This window comes from Leisingera sp. SA32 (assembly GCF_056033425.1).
In genome coordinates this window covers 141,825-163,472 of sequence record NZ_JBVYHB010000006.1, presented here as the reverse complement: position 1 = coordinate 163,472, position 21,648 = coordinate 141,825, and the positions used below count along the sequence as shown (strand labels likewise).

The following is a 21,648-nucleotide window of genomic DNA, read 5'->3' as shown; positions in this document are numbered from 1 at the left end:
GCAAGCCACAGTTTCGCAGCAAGGGATGCCTCGCGTTACCTGACAACAGACAGGCTGGCAGTCTTTGCGACCTGCTCGGCAAGTATTTTGGGATAGGTCACGATAATTGCCGCGCAGCCCGCGATCGCCCGCTGCGCCATCGCATCCGGCAGCTCTGCCAACGGGCAAACCAGCGTGCGAGCCGACGGCTTGGAGACATCGGCCGCCACGGTCACCGGCGTTGTGGCGGGTAGGCCGATGCGGAGCAGGCCCGCGCGCAGGCGGGTGGCCTGACCGGCGGACATGTAAAAGACGGCGGTGGTGCCGGGCTGCATGTGCCGGGTGCAGTCGGGCAGGGGGTCCCCCGCCCGGCAGGCTGCGGTCGACAGAACCAGCGTGTCGGACACCCCACGTTCAGTCAGCGAGATGCCGGTCTGCGCGGCAGCGGCGCAGGCCGCGGTGACGCCGGGCACGATTTCGGTCTTGATCCCGGCCGCGCGCGCGGCGTCCAGTTCCTCCGTCAGGCGACCAAAGATGCCGGGGTCGCCGGATTTGAGCCGCACAACATGGCGGCCTTTCAGGGCTTCGGAAACGATCTCGGCGTTGATCCGTTCCTGCGGCCAGGCGTGGGCGCCAACATGTTTGCCGACAAAGACCTTTTTTACGGTTGCAGGTGCCAGCTCCAGAACCTCAGGGTCGACCAGCCGGTCGTAGTAGATGGTATCAGCCGCCTGCAGCTTGCGAAGGGCGCGCAAGGTAAGCAGATCACTGGCGCCGGGTCCCGCCCCGACAAGTGCGAGAGAGCCGCGCGCTGTGCCATGTCGTGTCATGCCTAAATCTCCTATTCAGCTGCCTGTGACAGGCTCTGCCGTTGCACCAGCCCGGCAATCTCAGGGCGGCAGGAGCCACAGTTGGTCCCGGCCTGCAGCGCGGCGCCGATCTCGGCGACGCTGCTGAGGCCATCCGTTTCAATGGCCCGCAGAATGGTGTTCACACCGACGTTGAAACAGGCACAGACGACTGGTCCGGGATCGGGTTGATCTGCGTCGGGCAAACCTGTCAGCGCCGCCGGAGCGGAGGTTCCTGGCAATTGCGCCAGGTACGCACGCCGCACCGCCACCGGCTCACGCGCGGTAAAGAACGCGGCGGCAAGGATGCCGTCTTCGAACAGGGCCAGCCGCGCGCCGCCACGGCTGTCGGTCACCATCTGCAGCGTCGCATCCGGCAAGGCGAACATTTCCCGCGCTGTGGCTTCGAGGTCGCCGATGGGGGACAGCCCTGCAAGCTCCGCCCGGTAACCGGTCGCGCTGCGTGCCACCGCCCAGTAGTCGGCGTTCGGTGCAAGAGGGCTGCGGGAGACGGCGAAACCATACCACGCGGCCTCAAACCGGGCGGCAGCCACCACAGAGGCCTTGCTTTCCGGTTGGCCTGATACCGGATCGGTTGCGCCTGAGACCAGCGCGCTGATTCGTGCGCTGGGAGCGGTCTCTGCGGTCCAGTGGATCGGGACGAACAGGTCACCCGGCTGCACATCCGTGGTGATCCGGGCGCGCAGGACAGCCGTGCCCTGCGGGTTGTGCAGACGCAGAAGGTCGGCGGGTTTCACGCCCAGGCGGCGTGCGTCCTCGGGGTGGATGTCGGCGAAGGGCTCGGCGAGATGCCCGGACAGGCGCGGGGCGAGGCCGGTGCGGGTCATCGTGTGCCACTGGTCGCGGATGCGCCCGGAGTTGAGACGGAACGGGTAACGGCGGTCTTGCGCCGCGGCCGGAGGGCGGTGGCGCACCGGGATCATCCGCGCCTTGCCGTCCTGATGAAAGAATTGCCCGTCGGCAAAGAACCGGCCGCCTTGGCGGGAGGAGGTCACTGGCCACCGCACAGGCGCCAATGCGGCATAGTCGGCGTCGCTCAGGTCAGCCAGACCAGAGACGTCAAAGTCCAGTCCGAAGCGGCCCGCGATCCCCGACAGCGCCGCATGTTCGCGGAAGATATCTGCCGGGCTCTGGTAGTCGAACTGTTCCTGCCAGCCCATGCGGCGGCCCGCGTCGGCCAGGATCGCCCAGTCGGGCCGCGCCTGTCCGGGGGCAGGCAGCAGGGCGCGCTGACGGCTGATGGTGCGGTCGGAATTGGTGACGGTTCCGTCTTTTTCCGTCCATCCGGCAGCGGGTAGCAGCACATCTGCCAGCCGTGCGGTGTCGGTTGCGGCGGTGATGTCGCTGACCACGGTGAAGGCGCAGTCCCGGATCGCAGTGCGCACAGCGTCGACCTCGGGCAGGGTGGCTGCGGGGTTGGTGTGGATGATCCACAGCGCCTTGATCCGCCCCTCCCCCGCGGCGCGAAACAGGTCCGTCGCCTTCAGCCCTGCGCGTTCGGGCATTGCAGGGGACTGCCAGAAATCTTGCACAGCGGCCCGGTGCGCGGGGTTTTCCAACGCCATGTGGCAGGCGAGCATGTTGGCAAGCCCGCCGACCTCGCGCCCGCCCATGGCATTGGGCTGGCCAGTGACCGAGAACGGACCGCAGCCGCGTTTGCCGATCCGGCCAGTTGCCAGGTGACAATTCAGGATCGCGTTCACCTTGTCGGTGCCCGACGTGGACTGGTTCACGCCCTGGCTGAACACGGTCACAACCTTTTTGGTGCGTGCCCACAGGTCGCAGAATGCGGCAATTTCGGGTTCCTGAAGGCCCGTAACAGAAGCGTCGGCGGCGCGGGCTGCTTGCAGTGTCTCGCGCAGCCCGTTGACGTGGTTCAGATACGCTTCATCCAGCATCCCGCCGTCATGAAGCGCGGTAAGTAGCCGGTTGAACAACGCCACATCGCTGCCCGCACGCAGCTTCAGATGCATGTCGGCCTGATCGCAGCTTGCCGTTCGGCGCGGGTCGATCACCACCAGCTTGGTACCGCGCGCCGCACGCGCTGCCAGAATGCGCTGGTGCAGCACCGGATGACACCAGGCGAGATTGGAGCCGACCAGCACGATCAGATCTGCCGCCTCCAGATCCTCATAGGTGCCCGGCACGGTGTCGGTGCCGAAGGCACGCTTGTGCCCCGCCACGGTGGAGGCCATGCACAGCCGCGAGTTGGTGTCGATGTTCGCCGAGCCGAGAAAGCCTTTCATCAACTTGTTGGCGACATAGTAGTCCTCGGTCAGCATCTGACCTGAGAGGTAAAATCCGACGCTGCCGGGGCCGTGCGCCCGGATCGTCTGGCGGAATTTGGTGGCAACCAGGTCAAGCGCGCTGTCCCAGTCCGTCTCGCGACCGTTGACTTGCGGCGCCAGCAGGCGGCCGTCCGGCGCCACGGTTTCCCCCAACGCCAGCCCCTTGGAGCACAGCCGACCGCGATTGGCCGGGTGGTCCGGGTCGCCGCGCACCGACAGCCCGCCCGCGCCGTCCGCCCGCAGAAGCACGCCACAACCGGTACCGCAATAGGGGCAGGTGGAGCGCAGCTCCGCCGCCTTGCCGCCCGCCATCACGCTGCGCTCCGCTTGCCGACGGTGGCGCCGTCGATCAGCAGCCGACCCGCCTCGATGCGCAAAGGATAGGTCTCGATCCGGCCTGCGTCAGCGCCCTGCGCTTCGCCGGTGTTCAGGTCGAACACCCAGTTGTGCAGCGGACAGGTCACGCTTTGCCCATGCACGATGCCCTCGGACAGTGGTCCGCCCTTGTGCGGGCAGCGATCGGAGACGGCAAAGACCTCCGCATCGGCGGTACGGAACAGGCCAATGCAGCCAACCGGTGTTTTCACCACCCGCGCGCCATGCAGCGGGATGTCGTCGATGTGGCCAATGTCGATCCAGGTCATTCGGCGGCCTCCAAGGTGAGATTGGCAAGCGGGGCGTATTGCGCCCGCGTGGTGCGGTCCTGCGCGTGCTCGGCCCAGGGGTCCTTGCGGTAAACGGATTGAGACAGTTCAAACCTGGCAGCCAGCGCCCTGCGGTTTTCCAGATCGTCCACGACCTGCTCCTTGACCCAGTCGAGCCCCACTTTCGCGAGCCATTTGTAGATCCGGTCCAGATACTTGGCGTTTTCGCGGTAGATCTGGGTCATGGCCGAGATCACTTCCATCGCCTCGCCCTCCGTCGTCACTTTGCACAACAGCTCGGTGCCCTTGATCTCCATGCCCGCGGCACCGCCGACGTGGATCTCGTAGCCGCTGTCGACGCAGACCACGCCGATGTCCTTGCAGGTGGCCTCGGCGCAGTTGCGCGGGCAGCCGGAGACCGCAAGCTTCAGCTTGTGCGGCGTCCAGGAGCCCCAGAGGTGCTTTTCCAGCTTGATGCCCAGCCCGGTCGAGTCTTGGGTGCCGAACCGGCAATGGTCGGTGCCGACGCAGGTTTTCACCGTGCGCAGCCCTTTGGAATAGGCGTGACCAGAGACCAGCCCGGCCCCGTTCAGATCAGCCCAGATATCGGGCAGGTGCTCGCCTTTCACGCCCAAGAGGTCGATGCGCTGGCCGCCGGTCACCTTGACCGTCGGCACATCGTATTTGTCCGCAGCATCGGCAATGGCGCGCAGCTCGTCGGGTGTGGTGATGCCGCCCCACATGCGCGGCACCACCGAGAAGGTGCCGTCCTTCTGGATGTTGGCGTGCTTGCGCTCATTTACAAAGCGGCTCTGCGGGTCGTCGCGGTATTCCAGCGGCCAGTCGGCCAGCAGGTAGTAGTTCACCGCCGGGCGGCATATGTGGCAGCCGTTGCGGGTGGTCCATCCAAGCTCCTGCCAGACCGCGGCCTGGCTTTTCAGCTCCCGGCTTTTGATCAGGCGGCGGACGTCCTCGTGGCTGAGCTCGGTGCAGCCACAAACCGGCTGCGCCTGCGGCATCTGGAAGTCGTCGCCCAGCGTCACTTGCAGCAGCTGTTCCACCAGCCCGGTGCAGGTGCCGCAGGAGGCACTGGCCTTGGTTGCAGCGCGAACCGAACCGAGGTCGGTGGCACCGCCTTCGATGGCGCTGGTGATCTGTCCCTTGCACACGCCGTTGCAGCCGCAAATTTCCGCCTCAGGCGGCAAGGCTGCAACGGCTGACAGAGGGTCCACGGAGGCGCCCCCCTGAAAGGCCGGGCCGAAGATCAGCGTCTCGCGCATGTCCTCGATATCGGTGCCGTCCTTGATCAGCCCGAAGGACCAGCTGCCATCAGCCGTGTCGCCGTACATCACGGCCCCAATCAGCTGGTCGTCTTCGATCACCAGCCGCTTGTAGATGCCGCGGGAAGGGTCGCGAAAGACAATGTCCTCTCGCCCCTCGCCCTCTGCAAAGTCTCCGGCACTGAACAAATCGCACCCGGTCACCTTTAGCTTGGTGGCCAGTTCCTTGACCACGAAGGCACTCGGCGCTCCCAAGAGGCTGTCAGCCAGCACCTTGGCCTGATCGTAAAGCGGTGCCACCAGCCCGAACAGGTGCCCGTCGAACTCCACGCATTCGCCGACCGCATAAATGTCCGGGTCGGAGGTCTGCATCTGCGCGTTCACCTCGATGCCGCGGGAAACGTCCAGATGCGCGTCGCTGGCCAGGCGGGTCTCGGGGCGGATCCCCACCGCCATGACCACCAGATCGGCGCCCAGCGTCTCGCCGCTGTCCAGGAGCACCGCTTGCGCACGGTCTTCGCCCAGGATCGCCTTGGTCGAGGCCTGGGTCTTCACGGTGATGCCGCGCGCCTCCAGATCCTTTCGCAGCAGGTATCCTGCGGCTTCGTCCAGCTGGCGCTCCATCAGATGGCCCATCAGGTGCAGCACGGTCACATCCATGCCGCGTTCCTTCAGGCCTGCCGCAGCTTCCAGACCCAGCAGGCCGCCGCCGATCACCACCGCCTTGCCGCCCTTGCCAGCGGCCGCGATCATTGCGTTGGTGTCATCCAGATCGCGGTAGGAGATGACATTGGGAAAGTCATGCCCCGGCACCGGAATGATGAAGGGGGCCGACCCGGTGGCGATCAGCAGCTTGTCATAAGTCACCGTACCGTTCTCCCCGGTAACAGTCTTGGCCTCCCGGTCAATCGCGGTGACATGCTCGCCAAAGCGGCAGGTGACGCCGTGTTCTGCGTACCAATCGTTGGAATGGGTGACGATTTCCTCGTAAGTCTTGTCGCCCGACAGCACCGGCGACAGCATGATGCGGTTGTAGTTGCCGCGCGGCTCGGCGTTGAACAGGGTGATGTCAAAGGCGCGCGGGTCCGCGTCGAGCAAATGCTCGATCACCCGGCCAGAGGCCATGCCGGCCCCGATGATGACGAGTTTCTGGGTCATGGTCTCACTCCGCTGCAATCTGGTTGGCGGCTGGTTTGGGTCTGGGTGTTGCGCCGTGTTCGTATTCTTCAAGGAAATCGAGCACCTCCTGCCGGTAGGTGTAGTAGTCGGGATGCTCCAACAGCGCCTTGCGGGTGCGCGGGCGGGGCAGGTCAACCTCGGTGATCCTGCCGATGGTGGCCTGTGGCCCGTTGGTCATCATCACCACACGGTCGGCCAGCAGAATCGCCTCATCCACATCATGGGTGACGCAGATGGCGGTCACCTTGGTGCGGCTCCAGACCTCCATCAGCACCTCTTGCAGCTCCCAGCGGGTCAGGCTGTCCAACATGCCAAAGGGTTCATCCAGCAAGAGCAGCTTGGGCGACAGAGCAAAGGCGCGGGCGATGCCGACGCGCTGCTGCATGCCGGTCGACATCGCGTGGGCGGGCTTGTCCATCGCATCCGCCAGGCCGACACGTTCGAGGTAGTATTCCACCACGTCCTGCCGTTCGGCCTGGCTGGCCCTGGGGTACACCTTGTCGACGCCGATGGCGCAGTTTTCCCGTGCTGAGAGCCAGGGGAACAGATTGGGCGACTGGAACACCACTGCGCGTTCCGGGTCGGCACCCTCGACATGGCGGCGGTCCAGCTTGATCGCGCCCTTGGAGATCGGGTTTAACCCGGCGGCCATGGTCAGCACCGTGGATTTGCCGCAACCGGAATGGCCGATCAAGGAGATGAATTCGCCCTTGTTGATCTTGAGATTGAAATCCTCGACCACCGTCAGCGGCCCCTTGGGGGTGGGGTAGATCTTGTGCAGCTGCGAGAAGTCCAGGAAACGTTCCTCGGTCATCGATTTCGAGGCTTGGGCCACGGCGGCGGGGAGGCCGTGGACCGGGATGACGTCCGGCAGGGTTCTGGTGCTTTCGATTTTGGCTTCGATTCCGGCATCCATCAGGCAGGAGGTCACCTCCCTTCGCAGGCGTTTGAAGGTCTCGTCGCTGTTCATGGCGGAGCGCTCGCGCGGGCGCGGGATGCTCACCTTGAACTCTTCGCCCAGCGTGCCGTCGGGGTTCAGCGCGATGATGCGGTCGGCCAGCAGGATCGCCTCGTCCACGTCATTGGTGATCAGCACGCAGGTCTTCTTGTCCGCCTGCCAGATCATCTCGATCTCATCCGCCAGATTGGCACGGGTCAGCGCATCCAGCGCCGACAGCGGCTCATCCAGCAAGAGCACCTCCGGGTCCATCGCCAGAGCGCGCGCGACATTGACCCGCTGGCGCATGCCACCCGACAGCTCCGCCGGGCGGCGGTGTGCGGCGTGGTCCAGGCCCACCATTTTCACGTAATGGTCCACCTTGGCCTGTTTCGCCGCCCGGCCCATGCCGGGAAAGATGGTGTCCACCGCCAGCGACACATTGCCGTTCACCGTCAGCCAGGGCATCAGCGAGTAGCGCTGAAAGATCACGCCGCGTTCGGGGCCGGGGCCGGTGATCTCCTTGCCGCGGTAGGTGACGGAGCCCTTGGAGGGCCGGTCCAGCCCGGCCATCAGGTTGATCAAGGTTGTCTTGCCGGTGCCAGAGAAGCCCAGCAGCACCAGAAACTCGCCCTTTTCCACCTGCAGGTTGATGTTGTTCAAAACATCGGTGCGGGTGGTGCCTTCCCCAAAGCTCTTGGAGACATTTTTGAACTCAAGAACACGCATCACGGATCACCTGTTGTTCGAGAAGGTAAAGAGCGACTGCAGCGCGTACATCACCCGGTCCAGGAGGAAGCCGATGACCCCGATGGTCAGCACCGCGACGATGATCTTGGCCAGCGACTGGCTGGAGCCGTTCTGGAACTCGTCCCAGACGAATTTGCCGAGGCCAGGGTTCTGCGCCAGCATCTCTGCCGCGATCAGAACCATCCAACCGACCCCCAGCGACAGCCGCAGCCCGGTGAAGATCAGCGGCAGGGCCGAGGGCAGCACCAGCTTGGTGATCTTGGTGTAGGTGTTCATCTTCAGAACCTTGGAGACGTTCACCAAATCCCTGTCGATGGAGGCGACCCCCAGCGCGGTGTTGATCAGCGTCGGCCACAGGGAGCACAGCGTGACGGTGATTGCAGAGACCAGGAACGATTTGGACAACAGCCCGTCGTTGCTGGCATAAAGCGCCGAGACCACCATGGTCACGATCGGCAGCCAGGCCAGCGGCGACACCGGCTTCATGATTTGCACCAGGGGGTTGATCGCGGAATTGGCGACCGGTGACAGGCCCGCCAGGATGCCCAGCGGAATGGCCACAGCCGAGGCGATCAGAAATCCGAAGAACACCGTCTGGATCGAGGTCCAGATCTGCTGGTAGTAAGACGGCGCCCCGGTATAGGGGATGTCTTTCACTTGGTCCGGCTGGCCGCGGTCGATAAAGCGTTGATTGCGGGCCTCTACCTTCTCGTCGTGGGCTTGTTTCTTGGTGGCCTTGAGCGCAGCATCCCTGTGCAGGTTCACGGCTTCGGTCCAGACGGCGGCAGGGCCGGGGACGGCGCCCAGCGACGTCTGTACTTTGGGAGCCATGGTGGCCCAGAGCAGAAGAAAAACCGCAATCGCAATGACGGGAACGGCCAGCAGGCGCCAGATTTCTTTCATCTGAGCCTTGGGGTTGTCGCCTGCGGCGGCTTTCAGAACCGGGGTGATCCAGGCCAGGCCAAAGACCTGAAACCAGGCATCCAGCTTGTTGATCCGGGTGAACAGCCGCGCGCGGCGGGCTTCGGAGCTGAGCGTGTCGGGGTCGACGGTGGTCATGGTGGGATCCTTTTCGGGAAATGCTGCGACTGGGCGGCGGCACCGGCTTGGTCGGCCGCGCCGCGCGCCCGGCCGGTGTCAGCCCTGAACGGCGCTGCCGACGACGGTCTGCCCGGCCTTCAGGCCGATCGGCAGGCTGTCGATGTAGGCGTTGGGCGCTGTGCCATCGAAGGGAATGCCGTCGATGATGTCCTCTGCCGGGGTCGGCGCTTTGTAGCCGTCACTGTCCCAAGGGAAGTCGGCGGCATCGGCAAGCCCTTCATCGACCAGCATTTTCGCCGCTTCCAGGTAGATCTCAGGCTTGTAGACCGAGCGCGCGACCGCGTCATACCAGCTGTCGGGCTTGGGCTCGGCGATCTGGCCCCAGCGGCGCATCTGGGTCAGGTACCAGACCGCGTCCGAATAAAACGGATAGGTGGCGTTGTAGCGGAAGAACACGTTGAAATCGGGCACCGCGCGCGTGTCGCCGGGCTCGTATTCAAAGGTGCCGGTCATCGAGTTGGCGATCACCTCCGCATCGGCACCGACGTAGTCCGGGCGCGATAGGATCTCGACCGCTTCCGCACGGTTGGCGTTGTCGTTTTCATCCAGCCACATGGCGGCGCGGATCAGTGCCTTGACGACGGCGCGGGTGGTGTTCGGGTTCTCCTGCGCGAATTCCGCCGTCAGGCCAAAGACCTTTTCGGGATTGTTCTTCCAGATTTCGAAATCGGTGATGACTGGCACGCCGATGCCCTTGAACACGGCCTGTTGGTTCCACGGCTCCCCCACGCAGTAGCCGGAGATCGTGCCGGCCTCCAGCGTCGCGGGCATCTGCGGCGGCGGGGTCACCGACAGGAACGCCTCGGCGCCGATCTGGCCGGTCACGTTTTCAGGGGAGTAGTAGCCGGGGTTGATGCCACCGGCGGCCAGCCAGTAGCGCAGCTCGTAATTGTGGGTCGAAACCGGAAAAACCATGCCCATGTTGAAGGGCTTGCCTTCGGCCTTGAAGTCCTCGATCACCGGTTTCAGGTAAGAGGCAGAGATCGGGTGCGCGATCTTGCCGCTTGGATCCGTGGGCAGGTTCGGCTTCATTTTTTCCCAGACCTCGTTGGACAGCGTGATGCCGTTTCCATTGAGATCCATCGAGAAGGGCGTGATGATGTTCGCTTTGGTTCCATAGCCGATGGTCGCCGCCAGCGGCTGGCCTGCCAGCATGTGTGCGCCATCCAGGGTGCCGTCGATCACGCCGTCCAGCAGGACTTTCCAGTTCGCCTGGGCTTCGAGCGTGACAAAAAGCCCTTCATCGTCGAAAAAACCCTGCTCATAGGCGACGGCGAGCGGCGCCATGTCGGTGAGCTTGATGAAGCCGAAGGTCAGCACGTCCTTCTCAAGGTCGAGTGTTGCTGCCAGCGCGGGGCCGGTGAGGGCGGTGGAAGCTGTGAGGGCGAGGATCAGTTTCTGCATCGGGAAGGTTCCCCTTGGTTGCTGCGTCCGGACGCGGAGGGCCGAACAGAAAAAAGCCGCTGACACGCACCGCCGGGAGGAGTGGCAGTGGGTCGAGCGGCTTTGCTCAATGAAACCCGGTCTTCGGGAAATTCTGTCAGGCGGGCGCCATTGCCGACCTGGGATCAGGTTGCCGCATGCGGGGGCGGGGCCAAAGGGTTCTTTCGCGATCGCGGCGAATTTTGCTGCGACGCAGCGCGACGGGCGGGCTGGCTGCCCGTATTTTCATCAGCGCTCGGCGGAGGGGTCAAAAATGCAGCCGTCGAAGAACCGGTTTTCCATCAGGTTGAGCGCTTGTGATTCTCCGGCAGCCGGGATTTCGGCTGCCGCCGCGCCCTCCGGTTTGGAAGAGGCACGGGGCAGAACCGCTCCGGTGTCTTCCAGCGCGCGGCGGTAGATGTCGCTGCGAAAGACGTCTGCGGCCTGTGCCAGGGCAGGCCGGATCGCCAGACCGTTTCGGCGTGCCAGTTGCAGGGCGATCCATTGCGCCTGGCTTTGCCAAGGAAAGCCTGCGGCGCCGCGGTGAAACTCGGCAAAACCCGGCGCCTGTCGCTGCAAGCCTTGCGGGGTCACGGTGAACTTTCCGGTGAGACCGCGTTCGATGATCTCGGGAGGAAGGTCGAGGTATTGACGCGCCGCCAGGATTTCAGCCGCGAGCCCGTGGCTCGACGGGTCGGACAGCCAGCGCCCGGCCCGCCAGAGGGCGCGGATCAGGCGGCCGGCGAGGGCGCCTTCGGCGTTGGCCCATTCGCTGCGTACTGCCAGAACCTTCTCTGGCGCGCAGCTCCAGATCGCACGGCCGGGCAGCAAGAGCGCCGCAGCGCCCTGATCGACGGCCAGTGACCCCCAGGGTTCGCCGACGCAAAAGGCGTCGATCTCGCCGTCGCGCACCGCGTCCGCCATCAGGGGGGGCGGCACGGTACGGATGCTGAGCCGCTTGGCGGCGCCCTTCAGCCAGTAATGCAGCAATTCCGTGTGCATCGAGAACGGGAAGGGCACGCCGATGCGCAGTTCGTCCTCTGCAGCCGCGAGGAAGGCCTGGCCGGCAGCAGCTGCATCGGCAAAGTCGAAACCGTGACCGGCCGCGGCAAGGCGGGTTGCCAGCTGGTTGCCGATCCCGATGGCGGTGCCGTTTACGGAGAGCACGGAAAGAACAGAGAACGCCGCATTGCTGCTGCCCAGCCCTAGTCCGGCGGCCACCGGCAGCGCCGCCAACATGTGTGCCGCGTCGACCTGACCAAAGGCCAGCATGTCCCGGAGCGCCGACCATGAGGGAGCCCGACGCAGATCAAGCGTCAACCGTTCCTCGGCGGCAAACCCCATCTCCTGCGCGATGATCAGCGGCGCGGCGTCGGTAAGCGGCACGAAACCTGCAGGCAATGTCGTCAAGGTCATGCCAGCAGCCCCGCCGCGGTCACCAGCGCCTGCGCGACTTCGGCCACGCGTTTGTTCTGGTCCATCGCAGTCTTGCGCAAGAGCGCATAGGCTTCGTCCTCTGTGATGGCGCGGGCTTTCATGATCATGCCCTTGGCCCGGTCGATCACCTTGCGCTCCTCTAGCGCGCGTTTGGTCGCGGCGAGTTCGGTGCGGATACGTTGCACCATCCGAAAGCGGGCGATGGCGGCGTCCAGAACCGGCTTCAGCCGGCCGGGCTGCAGACCGTCAACCACATAGGCCGACACGCCTGCTTCCACTGCGGCAGCGGTCAGCCCATCGGCGCTTCGGTCCACAAACATCGCCACGGGCCGTTCCTGCGGACCGGAGGCCAGCGCCAGTTCCTCCAGCACGTCGCGGGAGGGGTTTTCGATGTCGATCAGCACAACGTCGGGCGCCCTGGCCTGGATATTGCGGGCGAGTTCAGAGGGCTCTGAGATAACGTGAATGTCGTAGTTTCCTGCTTCGCGCAAACCGTCGACGATAATCGACGCGCGGTCGCGGTCGGTTTCCACAACGATGATTGACAGGGGATCGGCCATGCCGAGACCATCGCAAGTTCTGCAGCTCAGCAATAGCGCAGGCACCTTACCGGGCCGCTCGGCACGCGTCATGTGCGCAAACAATGGGCGGCGTGCCTGCCGTTTCAGCGAAAGCCAAATCGCGCGCCACCCGGCAGGCGCATCAAAGTCAAAACCCGCTGATGGCTGGCAGCCACGTGGACAGAACGGGCACGAAGGTGATGAGCAGGAGCGCCGCCGCCAATGCGAGGAAGAACGGCGGCATCTCACGCACCAGCGTCGAGGGTTTCAGCCCGGCGGTGGAAGACACCACGAAAATCAGGCTCCCGACCGGCGGGGTGGCCAGGCCAAGCGTTAGGTTGACGATCACGATGATCGCGAAATGGTTCGGGTCAATCCCCAGCGCAAAGCTGATCGGCGCGAGTATCGGCACCAGGATCATCACACCCGGCAGCGGATCCATGAACAGACCAAACACCAGCAGCAGTAGGTTGACCGCCAGCAGAAACACGATGGGCGACAGGTTCCACGAAATGATCGTCTCTGCCAGGACCTGCGGCACGCTTTCGATGATAAGCACCCAGGCAAACGCCCGCGCTGCGCCCAGGATCAACAGGACCGCACCAGAGGTCAGGGCCGCCCGCAGCACAATATCCGGCAGGTCACGCAAGCGCAGCGAGCGGTAGACGAACATGCCGACCAGAAGCGCATAGAAAACAGCGATGACGGAGGCCTCTGTCGGGGTGAAGATGCCGAACCGGATGCCGCCGACCACCAGCAGGATCAGCAACAGGGCGGGCACGGCATAAAGCGCAATCCGGCCGATCTCGGCCATGGATGGCATCGGTTGCCCGGAGGCATAGCCACGGCGCTTGCTGACCCGTGCGTTGGCCAGCAGGATCAGCAGCGTAATCAGCAACCCCGGCAACACACCCGCCATGAACAGTGAACCGACCGAGACTTCCTTGTCCTGCATGGCATAGATGATCATGGTGATCGAAGGCGGGATGATCGGTCCCACGACCGAACTGGCGATGGTCAACGCCCCTGCATAGGGTCGATCATAACCGCCCTTTTCCATCATCCGGATCATCATTGTGCCGGGGCCGGCCGCATCGGCAAGTGCGCTGCCGGAAATGCCGGCAAACATCGCTGAACTGACAACATTGGCATGCCCAAGTCCGCCGCGCAGGTGGCCGACAAACGCCTGTGCAAGGCGCAAGATCGCATGTGTCACCGCGCCGCCGGTCATGATTTCAGAGGCGAGAATGAAAAAGGGAACCGCCAGCAGCGGGAAACTGTCGAGCCCGGCAAACATCTCTTTCACCACCACGAGATGTGGGTAGTTCGAGGCAAAGGTGATGGCCAGGAACACCGCAATGGCCATCGCAAAGGCGACGGGCAGCCCCAGCGCCAGCAGCAGGAACAGCGCGGGAAACAGAATTTCAGCCATTTGCGCCTCCGGGCAAGGCGGTATGACCACCCCCATCGGGCGCAAGGGGCCGGTAATTCCCAGCTTCGATAAACGGACGGGCGATCAGCAACAAATGCACCATAAGCAGGGAAAAACCAACCGGCATCGCTGCATAGACATACAGGAACGGCAGCCGCAGGGCCGGCGTGACCTGATACTGCATCCGTTGGGCGTACTGCCAGCCGACATGGACCATGAATGCGAAAAAGCCCAGCAGCAGGGCGACGATCACCGCCCGCAGCAGCCGTTGACCGGTGCGCGGGAGCGCGTCCTGCAGATTGGTAATCGCAACATGGCCACCGATGCGCAGAATCAGCCCGGCGCCGGTGAACGTCAGCCAGATCATCAAATACCGGGCCGCCTCATCCGCCCAAGGCAGCGAGTGCGACGTCAGGTACCGCAGCGTGATATTGGTCCCGATGATGACGGCCATGGCAGACAGCATCAGGATCAGCACCCAACCGTTCAGCGCAACGAATATGTGCTCCAGCTTTTTCACGATACCCCCGCAACGGAAAAGGCGTCGGCGCATCACCAGCGCCGACGCGCAATGATCACTCGAATTCGACGATCGCGTTCACCAGATCCTGGCCGTAGGTCTCGTAATAACCTTCGTAAGCGGAGCTGATGGAGGCCTGAAAGGCCGCTTTCTCTTCTGTAGACAACGCGTTGATTTCCATGCCGCGCTCTTTCAGCGTTTCGACGCCGCTGGTCTCGACGTTGTCGACATAGCCGCGCATCGCCGTGGCGGCTTCGGCCGCGGCCTTCTCAAATGCGGCTTTCTGGGTGTCATCCAACCCTTCCCAGAATGGTTTGGACACCAGCAGCATGGCCGGAGAATACACGTGGCCGGACAAGGTCAGGTATTTTTGCACTTCGTCCAGTTTCACGGATACGATCACCGAGAGCGGGTTTTCCTGCCCGTCGATCACCCCTTGCTGAAGCGAGGAAATCACCTCTGGCCAGGCCATCGGTGTCGGCGCAGCGCCCATCGCGTTGAAGGCCGCCAGATGCACCGGGTTTTCCATGGTGCGGACCTTCAGCCCTTCGGCGTCGGCCGGGGTGTGGATCGGGTTGCGGTTGTTGGTGATGTGACGAAACCCCTGTTCGCCCCAGGCCAGGCCGTGCAGGCCGACGTTGTCGAATTTTCCAAGGATCTGCTGCCCGATAGGCCCATCGAGGACAGCGCGGGCATGTTGCAGATCGCGAAACAGGAAGGGGATGTCAAAAACGCCCGTGTCCGGGACAAAATTCGCCAGCGTACCGGAGGACACGATGGTTGCCTCGACCGTGCCAAGCTGCAGACCCTCGATCACTTCACGCTCGCCGCCCAGACCTGACGACGGGAAATGTTTGAAATCGAACGCATCGCCGGTTTCGGCCTTCAGAACCTCTTCGAATTTCTGAGCCGCGACGCCGTAGTGGCTGTCGGGCGCCAGCGCGTAGCCGATCTTCAACTCAGTCTGTGCCAAGGCCGGCAGCCCAGCCGCGATGAGCAGCCCGGCAGACGCCAGACCGCGGAAAACGAAAGTCATTGAAATCCTCCCTCTGAATTCAATTAGTTGCTACACAAGGCAACTATCTGTGGCAACCCCTCGCCAAGAGGGGCGCCGATGTTGTGGTCAGCCTTGTTTGTTCTTGCTGAACAGGCGGACCAATTCCGGGACATAGGCATCGCCATGTCCGGCTTCGACCGGTGCTTTCAACGCCAGCGCAACCCCGTCCGCAACCGTTTGCCGCGCGCCGGACGCCTTTGACATGTCGCGGTAATAATCGATGTCTTTCAGCGCGTTGGAAACAAAGAAGGGCAGCCCCTCGCGGTCCTGTTCAACAATGTAGGGGGCCAGCCGGTCCAGCGCCGCGCTGGCACCGCCGCCGTTTGCCAGCACATCGACAAAGGTCTGCGGATCAACCCCTGCGTCCGAGGCCTGCGCCGCCGCTTCGGCCAGCAGCGTCATGAAGCCCACGGAGACGTAGTTGTGCAGGAGCTTCAACCTGTGGCCATGGCTCAGCGGCCCAACGTGGTCGACCTTCTCGGTAAAGGAGGCCAGCACGGGACGCACCTTTTCCAATGTCTCCGCGGCGCCGCCGACCAGCAGGTTCAGGGTGCCGTCGTGGGCGTGTTTCGCGGTGCGGGTCATAGGGGCGTCGATATAGTCGCCGCCCGCCTGACGAATAATCTCCCCCATCCGCAGGGTCGAGTCCGGCAGTGCGGTGGAGCAATCGACCACGACTGTTCCGGGTTTGAGGGCAGAAGCAAGGCCACCTTGGCCGGTAATGATCGCTTCGATTTGCGGCGTACCGGTCACGCAGAGGATTACCACGTCCGACGCCCCGGCAATCTCGGCCGGGGTCGCGCAGACGCTGGCACCAAGGCCCACGATTTCATCCGTCGGCTGGTTGCCCGGATGGTCAAGGAAGCTCAGCGCAAAGCCGCCTCGTGAAAGGACATTGCGGGCAATCCCATGCCCCATAAGCCCAACGCCGATGATGCCAACATGCATTTCGATGCTCTTTCTGTCAGAGTGTGGGGACCTGAACCGGTCCGAAGTTAGTCCGCGTTGATCCAGATCGCCTTGGTGTCGAGGTATTCTTCCATGTGTTCGGTGCCGCCTTCACGGCCGTAACCCGACATTTTGACACCGCCGAAGGGAACCGCAGGGTCGATGGCGTGGTACATGTTCACCCATACGGACCCCGCCTTCAGCCGGTGGGCGAGCTTGTGCGCGGTGCCAAGGTGGGTCGAAAAGACGCCCGCCGCGAGACCATAGGGCGTCGCGTTGGCCCGCTCCACCACCTCATCCAGGGTGTCAAAGGGCAGTGCGGAGATGACGGGGCCGAAGATCTCCTCGCGCGCCACGCTCATGTCGTCCGTGACGCTGCCCAATACGGTGGGCTGGAAGAAATGACCGTCTTGCAAGTCCGGCCCCTCAGCGCGGGCGCCACCGGTCAGAACCGTCGCCCCCTCCTGCGTGCCTGCCGCAAGATAGCCTGCGATGCGTTCGGCCTGTTGGGCCGAGATGATCGGGCCAATGTCCGTGTCCTCCTTGATCCCGTGACCAATCCGCAGGGACGCGGCATATTCGGCAACGCGGCGCAGGAATTCGTCGTGGATTTCGCGGGCAACAAACAGGCGCGACCCGGCGATACAGATCTGCCCGGAGTTGGCAAAAACGGCCATCGCGGCAACCGGCACCGCTTTGTCAATATCGGCGTCACGGCAGACGATCACGGGTGACTTGCCGCCCAATTCCAGCGAAACCCGCTTGAGGTTGCCAGTGGCCGCGCGTGCGATCGCCTGGCCGGTCGCGGTCGAGCCGGTGAAAACAATCTTGTCGACGCCAGGATGTTCCGCAAGCGCCGCCCCGGCTTCGCTGCCCAGACCCGTCACGATGTTCAAAACGCCATCGGGCAGACCTGCTTCCTGCATGATCCGGGCGATCATCAGCACTGTGAGCGAGGCTTCTTCGGAGGGCTTCAGCACCACCGTGCAGCCGGTTGCGATGGCGGGCGCTATCTTCCACACAGACCCCGCGATTGGCGCGTTCCACGGAATGATCGCCCCGACGACGCCGATGGGCTCACGCACGGTCTGAGAGTAGATTTCGCCGGGAAAGGAATTTGGAATTGTGGCGCCGTGGATTGCGACGGCCTGACCCGCGTAGAACCGCAGCATGCCCAACACCCGGCGGCTGTTGGCAAGGGTGCGCTGAATTGGCATGCCCATGTCCAATGTGTCGGACAGGCAAAGGTTTTCCCACTCCGCCTCGAACCTTTCCGCAATGCGCAACAGCAATGCCTGGCGCTCGAACGGGGTCCATTTCGACCAAGGCCCGTCAAAGGCCTTGCGCGCAGCGGTCACCGCTGCATCTACGTCGGCGGCACTGCCGCGGGGAACCGTGGCGAGCAGGCAGCCGTCCGCCGGGTTTCGCGCTTCGAGCACCTCGCCCGAACGTGCCTCGCACCACTGTCCGTCGATAAACATCCGGCGGAGCGCGCCATCGTAGAGATCAGCCGCGGCTGAGTTCCAATCCTTCATTGCGTCTTAAACCTGTCAAATTCTGTTGTGAATTTTGGCCCTGAAAGCCCACGCCCGGCGCCAAGACGGGTGCAGCGCATTTGTAAGCCGGGAGGACCTGAGAATACAAGTTAGTATACATGCTAATTATCGACTTGGCCCAGAACGGCGCGCCAATGCGGCAAAGGAGGATCTGGTATAGCGCGGTGTCTTACCATAACCCTGATTCCACGCAATAGGGGTGCACGCGCACAGGCACGCGCTTTCTAAAAGTGCGATTCCTGATAACGGTCAGGGGGTTATCCAATGAGGAGATCGTGCCACGGGCACTGTCTACAGGCAGCCGGATCTGGGAAGCGCCGCAGGATCGAAGGGTGGTGGCATGCCAAGGCCCCGGTTTGAAAGATGGCGCGCGTCGTGCAGTGCTCGAAAGCGGAGGTCGCGGAGACCGAAGAACGGTCTCCGCGGGGGGTACAAGGGTTCAGACCTGGCCGGGCAACCACAGCACAATGGCCGGAAAGGCAACGAGCAATGCGATGGTGACGGCGTCCGCGATAAAGAACGGGGTGACCCCTTTGAACACATCCTGCACACTCAGATCGTCGCGCACCCCGGCCACCACAAAGCAGTTGAGCCCGATCGGCGGGGTGATCAGGCAGAATTCGGCCATTTTCACCACTAAGATGCCAAACCAGATCGCACACATCGGGCCGGACATGCCAAAAGTGCTGTCCGCAGCCGAAACCGCCTCGCCGCCGTTCAAGGCCATCACCGCCGGGTACACCACCGGCAGCGTCAGCAGCAGCATGCCGATTGCATCCATGAACATGCCCAGCACTGCATAGGCCAGCAGGATACAGACCAGGATCAGCATCGGGCTCATCTCCAGAGCGGTGATCCAATCGGCAAAGGCACCGGGCAAATCGGCAAAGCCGAGGAAGCGCACATAGATCAGCACCCCCCAGATGATGGTGAAGATCATTACGCTCAGCTTGGCGGTTTCCAGCAGCGCATCTTTCAGCTGCTGCCAGCGCATGCCATGGTACAGGGCCATCAGAAACACCACGAAGGCCCCGATGGCGCCGCCCTCGGTCGGGGTGCCCCAGGCGTCACCGCCAAAGGGGTTGTAGACAAAGAAAATGATAGTCACGACAACGAACAGGATGGGCAGGGCCTGCGGCAAGGCGGCAAAGCGCTGGCGCCAAGTAAAGCCGGTAACGCGCGGGCCGAAATCCTTGATGACCATGGCCATGCCAATGATCAACGCGCCATAGATCAGCGCGGAGAAGGCACCGGGAATGAAGCCCGCCAGCAGCAGCTTGCCCACGTCCTGTTCGACGATGATCGCATAGATCACCAGGATCGCCGAGGGCGGGATCAATGAGGCCAGCGTGCCACCCGCCGCCACGACGCCTGCCGCGAACTGCTTGTTGTAGCCGATCTTTAGCATCTCCGGGATGGCGATGCGGGCAAAGACCGCCGACGTGGCCACGGACGCGCCGGACACCGCGGCAAAGCCTGCGGTGGCAAAGACGGTCGAGACCGCCAGCCCCCCCGGCACCCAGGCCAGCCAGCGTTTGGCGGCCTCGAACAGCGCGCGTGTGAGGCCCGCGTAATAGGCAAGGTAGCCGATCAGGATAAACGTCGGGATCAGCGACAGCGCCTGGCTGGAGACCTTGGAGTGCGGCACCTGCCCTGCTGTCTTGACCGCGATGGTCAGCGCCTTGCCAAATCGGGCCGGGTCATAGCCGAACTTGGCCCAGAAGATCCAGATCAGGCCGATCATCCCGGCAGCGGCCGCGGCAAAGGCCACGCGCATGCCAAGGATAACCATGACCAGCAGCCCGCCAGAGACGATCAGGCCAATTTCAATCGGTTCCATGTCAGATGTTCCTCAGGTGTCGTGGCCAGAGACGTGATCCGCCTCCATCGCGGCCTGGGTGGCGGCGTCGGCGATCATCGGGACGGCAACGGGGCGGTCCGTGCCGCTGCGCAGAGCCGCCCCATAGGCCCACAGTTGCAGGCAGAGGCGCAGGCACAGCACGCTGAAGGCAAGCGGCGCCAGCAGCTTGGCCGGCCAGAGCGGCAGCGAGATGTCCATTGAGCTGTCGCCGCTCCACCACGGGGCGGTAAGGTCGAAACTGCGCTCGAAATGCGCCCAGGAGCCCCAGACCATAAGCAGCATCAGCAGCAGAACGGCCGCGGTGGTGATGAATTCGGCGAGGTACAGCGCACGGCCTTTCAGGGCGCCGACCAGCATGTCCATGCGGATGTGGCCGCCATCGCGCTGGGTAAAGGAGATGCCCATGAAGGCAATCAGCGGCATCGCCTGCTCGATCCAGTCCACATAGCCCGGCAGCGGGCTGTTGAACAGATTGCGCCCGCCGACGGAGCCCACCGCCAGCAGCATCAGCGAAAACACCGCCAGACCGCTGAGCAGGGCAAGGGGTTTCTCAATTTGGTACAGCTTCTGGTCAAGGGTGCTGAGACGGCTGCCGTCTGTCAGCACCAGGGATGCGCCGGCCATGGCGGACCTCCATCAGGTTTCAGGAAAGCGGAAAGGGCCCCGCAGCGGCTGGCTGCGGGGCGCGGCAGGGTCAGCTGCCGTCAGCGATCAGGCCGGTTACCAGATCATACAGCTCCTGGGCGGGGATGCCGCGGGCTGTGTTTTCTTCGATCCAGGCCTCGGCCGCGGGGGCGGCAGCCGCTGTCTTGAAGGCGGCGATCTCGGCATCCGGGAAAGTCACCTGCTCGATGCCGGCGGCTTCGAGGGCGGGCTGCCAGGCGTCCAGGGTCTTGGACGTGTAGAAATCGACGTAATGGGCCAGCGCCTCATCCACCGAGTCCAGCAGCGCGGCGCGGTGGTCGTCAGACAGGCTGTCGAGCGCGTCGGTGTTCACCACCACCGGGCAGTTCACCGTGCCGGGGTTCAGGTTGGTGGTCCACCAGGCGCCGTTTTCGATGGTACCAAAGGACATATGCGCGTGCGGCGCAAAGGCGACGGCCTTGACGATGCCGCTGTCCATCGCCTGGCGCACTTCGGTGGCCGACATCGAGGTGGGAACCCCGCCGACCGCTTCCATCGCCTTGCCGATGCCGCCGGTGGCCCGCACGGTCAGTCCTTCGAAATCCTTCAGCGTGGCGGGCACGTCACCGGTGCCGACCAGGTTATATTGCGGCAGCGGCGAGGGCATCAGCAGGGTCGCGTCCCAGCGCGCCAGGTCCTTTTGCACCGCCGGGTGCTGATACAGCGCCTGCGAGACGGCAATTTCCTGCTCCAGCGAAGTGACGCCCAGGAACGGCAGCTCCAGCACGGTTATGGTGGGGTTCTTGTCGCGGTGATAGCCGGCACAGAACTGCGCCATCTCAAACGCGCCGATGGAAATACCGTCGAGGTTTTCCTTGTTCTTGGACAGTCCGCCATAGCTGATGTTCAGGGTGAACGCGCCGCCGGTTTTCGCGTCGACCAGCTCTGCCAGCTTCTCGACGTGTTCGGTAAAGGCGCGGCGCTTGCCCCAGAGCGAGACATTCCACTCGGTGGCCATGGCTTCGGTTGCAAATGCGGTGGTGAGGGCGGCAAGAGCGGCCCCTTTGAGGTATGTGCGCACGGATGCTCCTCCCAGATACATGCGGATATGATTGGGGGAGTATCCGGGATGACGAAGCGCCTGCCTATGAAGGAAAATGCGCGCGCCTGAGGCGGCGCCCTGCGGATTTCCGCAGGGCCTGTG

17 protein-coding genes are annotated in these 21,648 nt (G+C 63.7%); all 17 read right to left on the bottom strand.

The annotated features are described in order from the left end of the window. Positions 1-35: 35 nt before the first annotated feature. Positions 36-809: a uroporphyrinogen-III C-methyltransferase gene (cobA, locus tag AC0IPL_RS11155; protein ID WP_474274505.1), complete on the bottom strand. Its 774-nt coding sequence runs from the start codon at positions 807-809 to the stop codon at positions 36-38. 11 nt (positions 810-820) lie between these two features. After that, positions 821-3,448, bottom strand: a complete 2,628-nt coding sequence (locus AC0IPL_RS11150) for a molybdopterin-dependent oxidoreductase (RefSeq protein WP_474274504.1) — start codon at positions 3,446-3,448, stop codon at positions 821-823. Next, positions 3,448-3,780, bottom strand: a complete 333-nt coding sequence (nirD, locus tag AC0IPL_RS11145; protein ID WP_474274503.1) for a nitrite reductase small subunit NirD — start codon at positions 3,778-3,780, stop codon at positions 3,448-3,450. The genes AC0IPL_RS11150 and nirD overlap by 1 nt, the downstream gene beginning before the upstream one ends. Beyond that, positions 3,777-6,218 carry a nitrite reductase large subunit NirB gene (gene nirB / locus AC0IPL_RS11140; protein WP_474274501.1) on the bottom strand — a complete coding sequence of 814 codons (2,442 nt, stop codon included), beginning with the start codon at positions 6,216-6,218 and terminating at the stop codon, positions 3,777-3,779. The genes nirD and nirB overlap by 4 nt, the downstream gene beginning before the upstream one ends. 4 nt (positions 6,219-6,222) lie before the next feature. Then, entirely contained in the window at positions 6,223-7,905 is a 1,683-nt protein-coding gene (locus AC0IPL_RS11135; protein ID WP_474274499.1) for an ABC transporter ATP-binding protein, read from the bottom strand. Positions 7,906-7,911: 6 nt separating this feature from the next. Continuing rightward, positions 7,912-8,985: an ABC transporter permease gene (locus AC0IPL_RS11130; protein ID WP_474274497.1), complete on the bottom strand. Its 1,074-nt coding sequence runs from the start codon at positions 8,983-8,985 to the stop codon at positions 7,912-7,914. A gap of 78 nt (positions 8,986-9,063) precedes the next feature. Further along, the gene (locus tag AC0IPL_RS11125; protein WP_474274495.1) at positions 9,064-10,431 is read right to left on the bottom strand and encodes a CmpA/NrtA family ABC transporter substrate-binding protein; all 1,368 of its coding nucleotides are present in this window, start codon (positions 10,429-10,431) and stop codon (positions 9,064-9,066) included. A 267-nt stretch (positions 10,432-10,698) separates the two neighbouring features. Next, positions 10,699-11,865, bottom strand: coding sequence for an ABC transporter substrate-binding protein (locus tag AC0IPL_RS11120; protein ID WP_474274493.1), 1,167 nt, complete (start codon positions 11,863-11,865; stop codon positions 10,699-10,701). Then, positions 11,862-12,446 (bottom strand): ANTAR domain-containing response regulator, encoded by a 585-nt coding sequence (locus tag AC0IPL_RS11115; protein ID WP_474274491.1) that lies wholly within the window; start codon positions 12,444-12,446, stop codon positions 11,862-11,864. The genes AC0IPL_RS11120 and AC0IPL_RS11115 overlap by 4 nt, the downstream gene beginning before the upstream one ends. A 148-nt stretch (positions 12,447-12,594) precedes the next feature. Continuing rightward, on the bottom strand, positions 12,595-13,878 hold the full coding sequence (locus tag AC0IPL_RS11110) for a TRAP transporter large permease (protein ID WP_474274489.1): 1,284 nt from the start codon (positions 13,876-13,878) through the stop codon (positions 12,595-12,597). Continuing rightward, positions 13,871-14,398 (bottom strand): TRAP transporter small permease, encoded by a 528-nt coding sequence (locus tag AC0IPL_RS11105; protein ID WP_474274487.1) that lies wholly within the window; start codon positions 14,396-14,398, stop codon positions 13,871-13,873. Before AC0IPL_RS11105 ends, AC0IPL_RS11110 begins: the two co-directional genes overlap by 8 nt. A 55-nt stretch (positions 14,399-14,453) precedes the next feature. Continuing rightward, entirely contained in the window at positions 14,454-15,434 is a 981-nt protein-coding gene (locus tag AC0IPL_RS11100; protein WP_474274486.1) for a TRAP transporter substrate-binding protein, read from the bottom strand. Positions 15,435-15,521: 87 nt separating this feature from the next. Then, a complete protein-coding gene (locus AC0IPL_RS11095; protein WP_474274485.1) occupies positions 15,522-16,403 on the bottom strand; it encodes an NAD(P)-dependent oxidoreductase in 882 nt (293 codons plus the stop codon). A 47-nt stretch (positions 16,404-16,450) separates the two neighbouring features. Further along, entirely contained in the window at positions 16,451-17,938 is a 1,488-nt protein-coding gene (locus tag AC0IPL_RS11090) for an aldehyde dehydrogenase family protein (RefSeq protein WP_474274484.1), read from the bottom strand. Positions 17,939-18,398: 460 nt separating this feature from the next. Continuing rightward, the gene (locus AC0IPL_RS11085) at positions 18,399-19,799 is read right to left on the bottom strand and encodes a TRAP transporter large permease (RefSeq protein WP_474274482.1); all 1,401 of its coding nucleotides are present in this window, start codon (positions 19,797-19,799) and stop codon (positions 18,399-18,401) included. A gap of 12 nt (positions 19,800-19,811) precedes the next feature. Then, on the bottom strand, positions 19,812-20,444 hold the full coding sequence (locus AC0IPL_RS11080) for a TRAP transporter small permease subunit (RefSeq protein WP_474274480.1): 633 nt from the start codon (positions 20,442-20,444) through the stop codon (positions 19,812-19,814). A gap of 70 nt (positions 20,445-20,514) precedes the next feature. Then, entirely contained in the window at positions 20,515-21,525 is a 1,011-nt protein-coding gene (locus AC0IPL_RS11075; RefSeq protein ID WP_474274478.1) for a C4-dicarboxylate TRAP transporter substrate-binding protein, read from the bottom strand. Positions 21,526-21,648: the final 123 nt, after the last annotated feature.